The sequence below is a fragment of the Pseudomonas batumici genome, from assembly GCF_000820515.1.
GTDB classification, from domain to species: domain Bacteria; phylum Pseudomonadota; class Gammaproteobacteria; order Pseudomonadales; family Pseudomonadaceae; genus Aquipseudomonas; species Aquipseudomonas batumici.
The window spans coordinates 51,005-64,563 of the sequence record NZ_JXDG01000070.1 but is presented as its reverse complement, the minus strand read 5'-3'; the positions used below and the strand labels follow the sequence as shown (position 1 = coordinate 64,563).

General features: G+C 62.6%; 10 protein-coding genes. 6 read left to right on the top strand and 4 right to left on the bottom strand.

From position 1 onward, the window contains the following. Positions 1–114: 114 nt before the first annotated feature. The 3 genes from UCMB321_RS27275 to uvrD form a co-directional block, all read right to left on the bottom strand. Positions 115–984 carry a Tim44 domain-containing protein gene (locus tag UCMB321_RS27275; protein WP_040071813.1) on the bottom strand — a complete coding sequence of 290 codons (870 nt, stop codon included), beginning with the start codon at positions 982–984 and terminating at the stop codon, positions 115–117. A gap of 191 nt (positions 985–1,175) precedes the next feature. Further along, positions 1,176–1,616, bottom strand: coding sequence for an EamA family transporter (locus UCMB321_RS27270; RefSeq protein WP_040071812.1), 441 nt, complete (start codon positions 1,614–1,616; stop codon positions 1,176–1,178). 100 nt (positions 1,617–1,716) lie between these two features. Next, a complete protein-coding gene (gene uvrD / locus UCMB321_RS27265) occupies positions 1,717–3,900 on the bottom strand; it encodes a DNA helicase II (RefSeq protein ID WP_040071811.1) in 2,184 nt (727 codons plus the stop codon). Between the two features lie 391 nt (positions 3,901–4,291). Between uvrD and UCMB321_RS27260 the strand changes: the two genes are divergently transcribed. From UCMB321_RS27260 to UCMB321_RS31545, 3 genes are all read left to right on the top strand, one after another. Then, on the top strand, positions 4,292–7,159 hold the full coding sequence (locus tag UCMB321_RS27260) for a putative bifunctional diguanylate cyclase/phosphodiesterase (protein ID WP_040071810.1): 2,868 nt from the start codon (positions 4,292–4,294) through the stop codon (positions 7,157–7,159). Positions 7,160–7,308: 149 nt separating this feature from the next. Beyond that, entirely contained in the window at positions 7,309–8,175 is an 867-nt protein-coding gene (gene hexR / locus UCMB321_RS27255; RefSeq protein ID WP_040071809.1) for a transcriptional regulator HexR, read from the top strand. 94 nt (positions 8,176–8,269) lie between these two features. Continuing rightward, the gene (locus tag UCMB321_RS31545; RefSeq protein WP_084615169.1) at positions 8,270–8,461 is read left to right on the top strand and encodes a PA3496 family putative envelope integrity protein; all 192 of its coding nucleotides are present in this window, start codon (positions 8,270–8,272) and stop codon (positions 8,459–8,461) included. Here UCMB321_RS31545 and UCMB321_RS27250 read toward each other — a convergent pair. After that, positions 8,403–9,365 (bottom strand): LysR family transcriptional regulator, encoded by a 963-nt coding sequence (locus UCMB321_RS27250; RefSeq protein ID WP_040071808.1) that lies wholly within the window; start codon positions 9,363–9,365, stop codon positions 8,403–8,405. The two genes, UCMB321_RS31545 and UCMB321_RS27250, sit on opposite strands and share 59 nt — an antisense overlap. Before the next feature lie 202 nt (positions 9,366–9,567). On the opposite strand from UCMB321_RS27250, the gene UCMB321_RS27245 reads away from it, so the two are divergent. From UCMB321_RS27245 to UCMB321_RS27235, 3 genes are all read left to right on the top strand, one after another. Next, positions 9,568–10,983 (top strand): acetyl-CoA carboxylase biotin carboxylase subunit, encoded by a 1,416-nt coding sequence (locus tag UCMB321_RS27245; protein WP_040071807.1) that lies wholly within the window; start codon positions 9,568–9,570, stop codon positions 10,981–10,983. An 11-nt stretch (positions 10,984–10,994) separates the two neighbouring features. Continuing rightward, the gene (gene oadA, locus UCMB321_RS27240) at positions 10,995–12,818 is read left to right on the top strand and encodes a sodium-extruding oxaloacetate decarboxylase subunit alpha (protein ID WP_040071806.1); all 1,824 of its coding nucleotides are present in this window, start codon (positions 10,995–10,997) and stop codon (positions 12,816–12,818) included. 420 nt (positions 12,819–13,238) lie between these two features. Next, complete coding sequence (locus UCMB321_RS27235) at positions 13,239–13,517, top strand: helix-turn-helix domain-containing protein (RefSeq protein ID WP_040071805.1); 279 nt, start codon at positions 13,239–13,241, stop codon at positions 13,515–13,517. The last annotated feature ends 42 nt before the right edge of the window (positions 13,518–13,559 follow it).

Genomic DNA, 13,559 nt, shown 5'->3' with positions numbered 1-13,559 from the left:
GGCGCGGTTCGTATCCCGGGTCTTATACAGTAGCTTGCAAAAAGTACAATTGTGAAATGCAAAACCCCGGACAGGTCCGGGGTTTTTGTAGCTTTTTTCAGCGGGCGCCGTGGATCAGCCGTTCTGGCGAATACCGGCCACCAGCCAAGGCTGGTTCTCGCCTTGTGGACGCTCCATGTTCCAGCTTTCGCTGAAGGCTTCGCCCTGGTCGAAACGCGAGTTCTTCGCCACGCCGCTGAAGGTCAGGGTGGCGATGGTCTTGTCGGCGCGATCGTCCAGGCCGTCCAGTTGCACGTGCAGGTTGTCGATGTAGGTGGACTGGAAGCCGTCGCCCTCGCTCGCGCGTTCCTGTCTCAGGAATTGCAGCATCTGCGGGGTCACGAACTCGGCGATCTTGTCCATCTCGTTGGCGTCCCAGTGCTGTTGCAGGGCCATGAAGTGGCTGCGGGCCGCCTCCAGGAAGCGCTCCTCGTTGAACCAGGCCGGTGCGTTGATCTCGCGGCGCGGGGCGACGGGGGCGGAACCACCGAAGATCGCGTTCTGCGGCTGCGCCGGTTGCTCGAACGCTTCACGCTGGTACGGCGCGCCGGCCGGAGCCATGTGCTCCTGCTGCTTGCGTCGACGGGAGGCAATGAAACGGAAGATCACGAAGGCGATGATCGCCATGATCAGGATGTCGAAGAACTGCATGCCGTGGAAGCCGCCACCCATGAACAGGGAAGCGAGCAGGCCACCGGCGGCGATGCCGGCCAGCGGGCCCAACCAGCGCGAAGCCCCGCCGGCCTTGGCCGCAGCGCCCGCGGCACCGGCGGTCGCGGCTGCACCGCCGACACCGGCCGCACCGGCGGAAGGCGCCATCTGGCTGGTTTGATGGCTGGGTGCCGAACCCATGCTCTTGCCGCCGCCGAAGCGTTTGGCGTTCGCGTCGAGGCTCATCGTCAGACCGATGACGAGTGCCAAGGCGATACTGAGAAAACGTTGCATAAGGGTATTCCCGTTTGTGGAGTGCACGCGCGCCATACTGCACAGGTGAAATGTTACTGGCTAGCGCGAGAGTGTTTCCGGCTTTTGCCTGATCCTCCCATGCCCCACCTGAAGGTTTCATGAAAGGCCAATGCGCCGATGCCGTTTGTTTCGTCAGTCGAGTCGATAAACCCTGTGTGAAATGTCCCCGATTAACGTCGGAGGGCCAACATGACCACGCCGGCGGTAATCAGGCCGATACCGCCCCATTGGCGCAGGTCGAGCTTCTCGCCCAGCAACAGCACGCCGATGATGGCGACGAACACCACGCTGAGCTTGTCCACCGGGGCCACCAGCGAGGCGGGGCCGACCTTAAGTGCGCGGAAGTAGCACAACCACGACGCACCGGTGGCCAGGCCCGACAACAGCAGGAACAGATAGCTCTTGGCGGAAATCGAACTCAATGACTGATATTGGCCCGTTGCGTACAAAATCAAGGCCAGGCTGACCAATACCACGATGGTGCGCAGCAGGGTGGCGAAGTCCGAGTTGACGTTGTCGATGCCGATCTTGGCGAAGATCGCCGTCAGGGCGGCGAACGTCGCCGAGAGCAGGGCCCAGAATGTCCACGTGGAAAAGAAGCTTGAGCCCATGGTGTGTCGCGACCTCGATTGAATGATGGGGAACCGGCGTGACGCCGGGCAGCGCCGGCGACGTTGCCCCGCCAGGCGCGGCAACGCCTGGCGGGGTGACTCAGACCGCTTCCAGCTTGGCGTAGCCGAGCATCAGCCACTTGCTGCCTTCGCTGAAATTCACCTGGACCCGCGCCTGGGCACCGGCGCCTTCGAAGTTGAGGATCACGCCGTCGCCAAAGATGCTGTGGCGCACGGTCTGGCCGAGGCTGAAGCCGGTGTCCGGGATGTCGCTGCCGCCGAACAGGCTGCTGCTCACCTGGGCCTGGGCGCCGCCGAACGGTCGGCTGACGCTGTTGGACAGGCGCACCTCCTGGATCAGCCCTTTCGGCACTTCGCGGACGAAGCGCGACACCTTGTTGTAGGTCTCGCTGCCGTACAGGCGTCGGGTTTCGGCGTAGGTCAGCACCAGGTTCTGCATCGCCCGGGTGATGCCCACGTAGGCCAACCGGCGTTCTTCCTCGAGGCGGCCGGGTTCTTCCAGGCTCATCTTGTGGGGGAACAGGCCTTCTTCCATGCCCACCAGGAACACGTAGGGGAATTCCAGGCCCTTGGCGCTGTGCAGGGTCATCAGTTGAATGCTGTCTTCGTGCTCGTCGGCCTGGGTGTCGCCGGCCTCCAGCGAGGCGTGGCCGAGGAAAGCGGCCAGCGGCGAGAGCTCGGCGTCCTCTTCGGCCGCCTCGAAGTTGCGGGCGGCGCTGACCAGTTCCTCGAGGTTTTCCACCCGGGCCTGGCCTTTCTCGCCTTTTTCCGCTTCGTGGTAGGCGATCAGCCCGGACTGCTCGATCACCACCTGGGTCATCAGGTGCAGTGGCATTTCCCGGGTTTTTGCCGCCAGGTCCTCGATCAGCTCGATAAACACCCCCAGCGCCCCGGCGGCACGACCCGCCAGGCCCTTGTTGGCGACCAGCTGGCGCATGGCCTCCCACATCGACAGCTCGCTGTGGCGGGCGTGCTCGCGAATGGCCTCGACGGTTTTCTCGCCGATCCCACGGGCCGGGACGTTGATCACCCGCTCCAGCGCCGCGTCGTTGCCTCGGCCTTCCAGCAGGCGCAGGTAGGCCATGGCGTTCTTGATTTCAGCCCGTTCGAAGAAGCGCTGGCCGCCGTAGATGCGGTACGGGATACGTTCGCGCAGCAAGGCCTCTTCGAGCACCCGGGACTGGGCGTTGGAGCGGTACAGGATGGCGATATCGCTGCGGGCCAGGCCGGTTTTCAGGGCGCTTTCGATGGTTTCCACCACGTAGCGCGCTTCATCGTGTTCGTTGAAGGCAGCGTAGAGGTTGATCGCCTCGCCGTCGCCGCCGTCGGTCCACAATTCCTTGCCCAGGCGCCCGGTGTTGTGGGCGATCAGGGCGTTGGCGGCCTTGAGGATGCCGGCCGTGGAGCGGTAGTTCTGCTCCAGGCGGATGGTCTCGGCGTCCGGGAAGTCGGCGGAATACTGGTGGATGTTCTCGATTTTCGCGCCGCGCCAGCCGTAGATCGACTGGTCGTCGTCGCCCACCACCATCAGGCTGTCGCCGCCCTTGGCCAGCAGGCGCAGCCAGGCGTACTGCACGGCGTTGGTATCCTGGAACTCGTCCACCAGGATGTGCCGGAAGCGCTTCTGGTAGTGCGCCAGCAGGCCCGGATGGTCGCGCCACAGGTCCAGGGCGCGCAGCAGCAGTTCGGAGAAGTCGATGACCCCGGCGCGGGCGCAGGCGGCCTCGTAGGCTTCATAGATACCGCGCATGGTCGCCAGGAACAGGTCGCCGCTGGCCTGGATATGCTGCGGGCGCAGGCCCTCGTCCTTCTGGCCGTTGATGAACCACTGGGCCTGGCGGGCGGGCCAGCGCTGTTCGTCCAGGCCAAGGTCGCGGATCACCCGCTTGACCAGTCGTTGCTGGTCGTCGCTGTCGAGGATCTGGAAGGTCTGGCTCAGGCCGGCTTCCTGCCAGTGCGCCCGCAACAGGCGGTGCGCCAGGCCGTGGAAGGTGCCGACCCACATGCCGGCCGGGCTGATGCCCAGCAACTGCTCGATGCGATGGCGCATCTCGGCAGCGGCCTTGTTGGTGAAGGTCACCGACAGGATCGAATGGGGCGAGGCGTTTTCGACCTGGATCAGCCAGGCGATACGGTGCACCAGCACCCGGGTCTTACCCGAGCCGGCACCGGCCAGGACCAACTGACGGCCAACGGGAGCGGCCACGGCCTGGCGTTGGGCATCGTTGAGGGAATTCAGCAAAAGGGAGAGATCATCGCGCATCGACGCATTCTAGGGTGCGGGGCGTGGCCGGGCAAACCCTAATGCTGCCCAAGGCGACGCGTGCCCTTGTAGGAGCGAGCTTGCTCGCGATGGACGTCAACGATAACGCGACAAGCCTGATACCCCGCGGTGCACCAGCCACCATCGCGAGCAATCGAGCGTCGACCGGCTGCTCCTACACAGGGACGCGTATCGTCCGATAAAAAGATGAGCTGTGATGACCGGTCAGTCATCGGCTGCAGGCGGCGTCGTGTCTCGCTCCGGCTCTATACAAGGGTTCCAGGTACAAACCAATTCATTACATTTTATGACCCAGGGCAGTTTGGTCCTGCCGGATGCTTGTGTATGCTCCAGCCACGTTTATGGCTCAACCATTATAAGAATACTGCCCATGACCCAGAGCTTTGACGCGCTGAGCCCCTCGATGGAGGCTGGGCGGGTTATCCGCAAGCAATTCGCCACTGAGCTGATGGTCGAGCGCACGCGCCTGCTGTACCAGGGCTCGTTGCTGCCGACTTTATTCATGCTGTTGAACGGTCTGGTCTGCGCCTGGTTGCTCTGGAGCCCGCAGCGCTACCTGCTGGTCAGTATCTGGCTGGTGTGGTTGATGGCGCTGGTGGCCTTGCGCGTCATCCAGGTGGCGGCGTTCGACTCGGCGATGCCCAGCCGGCAGGCCCAGCCGATCTGGCGTCGGATGTTCCTGCTGGGCTCGGCGGTCAGTGGCCTGACCCTGGCCTGCGCCGGCATCGCCCTGGTGCCCACCGACAGTTTCCTCGAACAGGCCTGGGTGTTTGGCCTGATCGGCGCCGCGACCCTCTCCGCCAGCGTGGCCTATGCCGTGAGCATCCCGGCGTTCCTGACCTTTACCTTGCCCTGCCTGCTGCCGGCCATCGGCTACCTGTTCTGGGGCGGTGGCGAGCAACAGCAAGGCTGGGGCTGGCTCGGGCTGATCCTGCTGGTGTCGCTGAGCGTGGTGGCCTTGCAGGTCAATCGCCTGATCCAGCGCGGCCTGTTGCGGCGCTTCCAGAACCAGGCGCTGATCGAGAGCCTGCAACAGGCGCACACCCGCAGCGAACAGCTCAACCACGAGCTGGCACGGGAGATCGAGCAGCGTCGCCGGGCCGAACAGGAACTGCGCGAGGCCCAGGTCGGCCTGGAAAGCCGGGTCGCCCAGCGCAGCCTGGAACTGGACGCGGCGAACCAGGCCCTGAGCAAAAGCGAAACGCGCCTGGCCCTGGCATTGCAAGCCAGTGAGCTGGGGCTGTGGGACTGGAACCTGCAGACTGACGAAGTGCATCACACCCAGCTCAAGGAGCTGTTCGGCCTGGACCCGGAATACGTGACCGCCGTGCTCGGCCACCTCAAGCCGCGCCTGCATCCCGAAGATGTGCCGGCGCTCAAGCGTGCGCTGGTGGAGCATCTGAAGGGGCGCACCGAGGACTACGTGATCGAGTACCGGGTGCGGCATGGCGATGGCCACTGGGTCTGGATCGAGGACCGGGGCAGGGCGGTCGAACGCACCGCCAGCGGTCGTGTGTCGCGCATGGTCGGCACCCGTCGCGATATCAGCGCGCACAAGGAGCAGGAGGCCCAGCGCCAACTGGCCGCCACGGTGTTCGAGGCGGCCAGCGAAGGCATCGTGATTTTCGACCCGCATTACGTCCTGCTGGCGATCAACCAGGCCTTCAGCCGGGTGACCGGTTACCTGCCCGAGGACATGCTCGGGCGCAATGTGGTCGACCTGCCGTGCAGTCGCGATGCCCGGCGCCACTATTCGATCATCCACCAGGCCCTGGAGCAGCACGGCAGTTGGCAGGGTGAACTGGTCGAGGCGCGCAAGAACGGCGAACTGTACCCGCAATGGCTGCAACTGAATGTGGTGCGCGATACGCGGGGAAATGTCAGTCATATCGTGGGCTTCTTCGCCGATCTGTCGGCCCGGCGCGAATCCGAAGAGCGCATGCGCTACCTGACCCACTACGACGAACTGACCGGGTTGGCGAACCGTTCGTTGTTCCGCGAGCGCCTGTACGAGGTCCATCAGCGAGTTCGCCAGGGGGGCCGCAGCCTGGCGTTGCTGCACATCAACCTGGACCGTTTCAAACTGCTCAACGACAGCCTCGGCCATGAAGTGGCCGACCAGTTGTTGCAGCAAATGGCCCGGCGCCTGGTCAACGCCCTGCCGGAAGCCAACACCATCGCCCGTCTATCCGGGGACGAGTTCGCCGTATTGTTCGATGCCTACGGCAATCTCTCGAGCCTGGCCCGGGTAGCGACCCGCCTGCTCGGCAAGCTGCGGGTGCCGGTGACCATCGAGGAGCACGAACTGGTGGTCAGCGCGTCCATGGGCATCAGCCTGTTACCGGACAATGCGCGGGAAATACCGCTGCTGCTCAGCCAGTCGAACATCGCCATGCAGCATGCCAAGCACCTGGGCGGGAACAACTTCCAGTTTTACACCGAAAGCCTGCAGGCCAGCACCCTGGAGCGCTTGCAGCTTGAGAACCAGCTGCGCAAGGCCATCGAAGAGCAGCAACTGAGTGTCTTCTACCAGCCCAAGCTGTGCCTGGCCAGCGGGCGGGTGAACGCCGCCGAGGCGCTGGTGCGTTGGGAGCATCCGGTCCTGGGCCAGGTGCCGCCGGGCGACTTCATCGGCCTGGCCGAGGAAACCGGGTTGATCGGACCGATCGGTGAGTTTGTTCTGCGCCAGGCCTGCTGGCAGGCGTGTGAGTGGCAACGCGAGGGGCTGGCGGCGATCCGGGTGTCGGTGAACCTGTCGGTGCATCAGTTGCGCCAGGGCAAGCTGGTCAGCCTGGTGCGCCAGGTGCTGGAGGAAACCGGCCTGGCTCCGGAGCTGCTGGAGCTCGAGCTGACGGAAAGCCAGTTGCTCGACAGCGTCGAGCACATCATCGCCACCTTCCAGCAACTGCGCGACCTGGGGGTGAAGCTGGCCATCGATGACTTCGGTACCGGCTATTCGTCCCTGAGTTACCTCAAGCGCTTCCCGGTGGACTACGTGAAGATCGACCAGAGCTTTATTCGCGGCCTGGGCGAGGGCAGCGAAGACGCGGCGATCACCCGGGCGATCATCGCCATGGCCCACAGCCTGGAACTGAAGGTGGTGGCCGAGGGCGTGGAAAACCAGGAACAACTGGATTTCCTCAAGGCGCAGGGCTGCGATGAGGTGCAGGGCTACCTGATCAGCCGGCCGGTGGCGGCGCAGGAATTGATGCGGCGTCTGCGCGAAGGCTTTCCATAAGCACCGGCCGCCACGGCGGCTACATGCCCCCACGACAGGATCGTGGGGCGGTTGGTTACGTAATGGAGCGGGCAATCCGCGAATTCTTGTAGTATAACTACAAGACTGCTACATCCCAGGCGTTCGCCCATAACAATGAGTCCAGCCCTTTGAATCTGTTGCAACACATCGCCCAGTCTCGCAACCTGCTGCGCAAGTCGGAGCTCAAGGTCGCCGATCACGTCCTGCTCGATCCAGCGGCGGTGATGCACAGTTCCATGGCCGACCTGGCCCACAGCGTGGGCATCAGCGAGCCGACCATCGTGCGTTTCTGCCGAGCCATCGGCTGTTCGGGCTTCCAGGATCTCAAGCTGAAGCTGGCCCAGAGCCTGGCGGCCGGCGCCAGCTTCGGGCAGTTCGCGATTCACGAAGACGATTCGGTGGCGGACTACAGCCTGAAGATCTTCGACACCACCCTGCACACCCTGATGGACGTGCGCGAGAAGCTCGATCCGGCCGCGCTGCAACGCGCCGTGACCGCCATGTCGGCGGCGCAGCGGGTGGAGTTCTATGGCTTCGGTGCTTCCGGTGCGGTGGCGGCGGACGCCCAGCACAAGTTCTTCCGGCTGTTGCTGACGGCGGCGGCGTATTCCGACCCGCACATGCAGGCGATGTCGGCGGTGACACTCAAGCCCACCGACGTGGCGATCTGCATTTCCCAGTCGGGCCGCTCCAAGGACCTGCTGATCACCGCCAACCTGGTGCGTGAAAGCGGCGCGACCCTGATCACCCTGTGCCCGAGCCAGACGCCGCTGGCCGAGCTGTCGACGGTGAACCTGGCCATCGACGTGCATGAAGACACCGAGATCTATACGCCGCTGACCTCGCGTATCGCCCACCTGGTGGTGATCGATGTGCTGGCCATGGGCGTGGCCATGGCCCGTGGGCCGAGCCTGGTCAACCACCTCAAGAGCGTCAAGCGCAGCTTGCGCAGCCTGCGGCTGTCGCCCAAGTCGGTAAAAGCCCTGGACGACTGATAGGCAATTTCATCTGCCTGTCACCCACCTGCCGCCAAATCGTAACGCCAGGCGTCCATCTTGAAACTCCCGTATCCACCCTGGGAGACTCGAAATGGCCCGGCACCACGAAGAGCAAAGCAGCGTCAAAACCCGTCGGCAGCAGGAAGACCAGCGCCGCATGGAGTTCCGTCGTGCAATCGAAGACCGCAACGAACTGCGCCAGCTGCAACAGGAAATCGCCGCCCTCAATTACTGGCAGGCTGATTTGGTAACCGACCGTCGAAGCGCTCAGCCAGCCCGCTGATTTGTAACCGTTCACTGCGAATAAACCCCAGGAACGCATGGGCGACCGGCGACAGGCGTTTGTCCTTGGCCTGAACCACGCACCAACTGCGATAGAGCGGCAGTTCTTCCACCGGCAGTTCCCGGAGCACGCCGGTCGCCAGTTCCAGGCTCAGGGCATGGCGCGTCAACAGGGCCAGGCCCAGCCCCGCCACCACACTTTCGCGCTGGGCTTCGCCCGAAGTCACTTCCAGTGTCTGCGAGAAGTGCACTCGCTTCTCCTTGAAATACTCCTCGCAGGCCATCCGCGTCCCCGACCCCGCTTCACGGATCAATAGCGTGTATGGCTCCAGGTCCTGCAGGCGCAGCGGGCCGCCATGGCACAGCGGATGATCGGGGCGTGCCACCGCGACAATCGGGTTGTTCAGGAACGGCAGGAATTCGAGCCCCATGTCCTGGGGCACCATGGACATGATCAGCAGGTCGTCACGGTTGTCCGACAGGCGCCGGATCGCCTGCGCGCGGTTGACCACCGTCAGGTGCAGGTTGACCTCGGGATGCTGGCGCTTGAACGCGGCAAACAGGTGCGGCACGAAATACTTGGCGCTGGATTCCACCGCCAGTTTCAGTTGCCCTTGCAGCGAACCTTGCATGTCCGAGAGCTGCATATCGAGGTTTTCCAGCCGACCGAAAATGTCCCGACTGGCCCGCTGTAACGCTTCAGCCGCTTCGGTCATGTAGAGCTTTTTGCCGACGTAATCGAACAAAGGCTGCCCGATCAGCTCTTCCAGCTGACGAATTTGTAGGCTGACGGCCGGTTGTGTGAGAGACATTTCGTCAGCCGCGCGACTGTAGGAACGCAGATCGCAGACTTCGTTGAAGATCTTGAGCTGGCGTAATGTCATACGCATCAAGGACTTACGCATTTTCTGAATACTCGTGGGGGCGGCGAACCCTCAAACTATAAGCCTTTGCTTATGAGTGACCCAATAATTATTGATTTTGGTTTATCACTGGGTAGAGCTAGTGTGGACTGCGCGACTGGCTTGAAACATTTAGTCACGCGCCGACCCGTTTTTCCGGTTGCACCCCAAGGGTTGTTTGTTCCAGCGGCTTAGGAATTTCCAAGTGATAAAAAAGATCCTGATCGCCAACCGTGGTGAAATTGCCGTACGAATCGTGCGTGCCTGCGCCGAGATGGGCATTCGCTCGGTCGCGATCTTTTCCGACGCTGACCGCCATGCCCTGCATGTGAAGCGCGCGGATGAGGCCTACAGTATTGGCGCCGAGCCGCTGGCCGGCTACCTGAACCCGCGCAAGCTGGTGAACCTGGCGGTGGAAACCGGTTGCGACGCACTGCACCCCGGTTACGGCTTTCTTTCGGAAAACGCCGAGCTGGCGGACATTTGCGCCGAGCGCGGAGTCAAGTTCATTGGCCCGTCGGCGGAAGTGATTCGGCGCATGGGCGACAAGACCGAAGCCCGGCGCAGCATGATCAAGGCCGGCGTGCCGGTCACGCCGGGTACCGAGGGCAACGTCTCGGGTATCGAAGAGGCCCTCACCGAAGGCGACCGCATCGGTTACCCGGTGATGCTCAAGGCCACCTCCGGCGGTGGCGGTCGCGGTATCCGTCGCTGCAACAGCCGCGAAGAACTGGAACAGGCCTTCCCACGGGTGATTTCCGAAGCGACCAAGGCCTTCGGTTCGGCGGAAGTCTTCCTGGAAAAATGCATCGTCAATCCCAAGCACATCGAAGCACAGATCCTCGGCGACAGCTTCGGCAACGTGGTGCATCTGTTCGAGCGTGACTGCTCGATCCAGCGCCGCAACCAGAAGCTGATCGAAATCGCCCCCAGCCCCCAGCTGACCCCGGAACAGCGCGCCTATATCGGCGACCTGTCGGTGCGCGCGGCCAAGGCGGTGGGCTATGAGAACGCCGGCACCGTGGAGTTCCTGCTCGCCGAGGGCGAGGTGTACTTCATGGAGATGAACACCCGGGTGCAGGTGGAACACACCATCACCGAAGAAATCACCGGCATCGACATTGTCCGTGAGCAGATCCGCATCGCCTCCGGCCTGCCGCTGTCGGTCAAGCAGGAGGACATCATCCATCGCGGTTTTGCCCTGCAGTTCCGGATCAACGCCGAGGACCCGAAGAACAACTTCCTGCCCAGCTTCGGCAAGATCACTCGCTACTACGCCCCCGGCGGTCCTGGCGTGCGCACCGACACGGCGATCTACACCGGCTACACCATTCCACCGTTCTACGACTCCATGTGCCTGAAGCTGGTGGTCTGGGCGTTGACCTGGGAAGAAGCGATGGACCGTGGCCTGCGCGCCCTGGACGACATGCGCCTGCAAGGCGTGAAGACCACTGCCGCCTATTACCAGGAAATCCTGCGCAATCCGGAATTCCGCAGCGGCCAGTTCAATACCAGCTTCGTGGAAAGCCACCCTGAACTGACCAACTACTCGATCAAGCGCAAACCCGAAGAGCTGGCCCTGGCCATCGCCGCCGCCATCGCCGCCCACGCAGGCCTGTGAGGATTATTACAATGAGCAAGACCGCTTCTGCCAAAAAAATCCACGTTACCGACACGATCCTGCGCGACGCCCATCAATCGCTGCTCGCCACCCGCATGCGCACCGAAGACATGCTGCCGATCTGCGACAAGCTCGACAAGGTCGGCTACTGGTCCCTGGAAGTCTGGGGCGGCGCGACCTTCGACGCCTGCGTGCGCTTCCTCAAGGAAGATCCGTGGGAGCGCCTGCGCCAACTGCGCGCGGCCTTGCCCAACACCCGCCTGCAGATGCTCCTGCGCGGCCAGAACCTGCTGGGCTACCGCCATTACAGCGACGACGTGGTCAAGGCCTTCGTCGCCAAGGCGGCGGTCAACGGTATCGACGTATTCCGCATCTTCGACGCCATGAACGACGTGCGTAACCTGCGGGTCGCCATCGAAGCGGTGAAGGCGGCGGGCAAGCACGCCCAGGGCACCATCGCCTACACCACCAGCCCGGTGCATACCATCGAGGCGTTCGTGGCCCAGGCCAAGCAGATGGAAGCCATGGGTTGCGACTCGGTGGCGATCAAGGACATGGCCGGCCTGCTGACCCCTTACGCCACCGGCGAACTGGTCAAGGCGCTGAAGGCCGAGCAGTCGCTGCCGGTGTTCATCCACTCCCACGACACCGCCGGCCTGGCCGCGATGTGCCAGCTCAAGGCGGTGGAAAACGGCGCCGACCATATCGACACCGCGATCTCCAGCTTCGCCTGGGGCACCAGCCATCCGGGCACCGAGTCGATGGTCGCGGCCCTTAAGGGCAGCGAATTCGACACCGGTCTGGATCTGGAACTGTTGCAGGAAATCGGCCTGTACTTCTACGCCGTGCGCAAGAAGTACCACCAGTTCGAAAGCGAGTTCACCGCGGTCGACACCCGCGTGCAGGTCAACCAGGTACCGGGCGGGATGATCTCCAACCTCGCCAACCAGTTGAAAGAGCAGGGCGCCCTGAGCCGTATGGGCGAAGTGCTGGCGGAAATTCCACGGGTGCGTGAAGACCTCGGCTTCCCGCCGCTGGTGACCCCGACCTCGCAGATCGTCGGCACCCAGGCGTTCTTCAACGTTCTAGCCGGCGAGCGCTACAAGACCATCACCAACGAGGTGAAGCTGTACCTGCAGGGCGGCTATGGCAAGGCGCCGGGTACGGTCAACGAGAAGCTTCGGCGCCAGGCCATCGGCAGCGAGGAAGTGATCGACGTGCGTCCGGCCGATCTGATCAAGCCGGAAATGGTCAAGCTGCGTGGCGAGATCGGTGCCCTGGCCAAGTCGGAAGAAGACGTACTGACCTACGCCATGTTCCCGGATATCGGGCGCAAATTCCTCGAAGAGCGTGAGGCCGGCACCCTGGTCCCTGAAGTGCTGTTGCCGATCCCTGAGGCCGGTGGCGTGCGTTCGGCGGGCGGTGAAGGTGTGCCGACCGAGTTCGTTATCGACGTACACGGTGAAACCTACCGCGTCGACATAACCGGTGTCGGCGTGAAAGCCGAAGGCAAGCGGCACTTCTACCTGTCCATCGACGGCATGCCGGAAGAAGTGGTGTTCGAACCGCTCAACGAATTCGTCAGCGGTGGCAGCAGCAAGCGCAAGCAGGCCAGCGCGCCGGGCCATGTCAGCACCACCATGCCGGGCAATATCGTCGATGTGCTGGTCAAGGAAGGCGACACCGTGAAAGCCGGCCAGGCCGTACTGATCACCGAGGCCATGAAGATGGAGACCGAAGTGCAGGCCGCGGTGTCGGGCAAGGTCACGGCCATCCATGTGGCCAAGGGCGACCGGGTCAATCCGGGCGAAATCCTGATCGAGATCGAAGGCTGATCGATAGCCTTCGACTACAAGCGTTTTTCCTCGGGGGAGCATGTGCTCCCCTTTTTTTTGATCGGGTTTTGCCCTGAGCAAACTTCGCTTCCCACGAAGCAACCTGCATTTTATTGCGTGTACTTCCCATTTAGCGGGTTTTAAGTGCATTTTATTGCATTTTTGAGACGGCGAAGGTGAACTGATATGTACTATATTGCAGTTCTGTCGACGATCTTTGCTTATCGGGCGCATTAAATTGCAGGTTGACCCATGTACACGCTGACACTCCAAATCTATGCGAACAGGACTTGGCAGGACGCCATGACCCTGGCTTTCGAGGATCCGCAAACTCGGGCGAACGTGGTAAATCGTGATAGTCGATTTCTTGAATACGCCTATGAAAAAGCTTGATCAGCGCTTGCAGGATTGGGGGCTGAAATGACCCTCAGCCTTGAAGTCCGTGCGTTGCTGATTCAGGCCATTCAGGACGACCTTGCCCAAGGCGTGATTGGTATTGGCGTTGCGGTCAGGCGCTTGCGTGTCGAGGTCACTGGCTTGCACCAGACTCAATTTGCACGGATGTGCAGGATTTCGGTACGGACCCTTGTTTATATCGAGCACGAGGAGGGTAATCCGACGCTCAATTCGTTGAACTCGGTGTTCAAACCCTTCGGGCTGCAGATGGGCGTGGTGCGACTTCGCAAGACTGTAGGCTGATGGGCTCGCGTCGCCTCTTGTGGCAAGGCCCGTTCCTGTAAG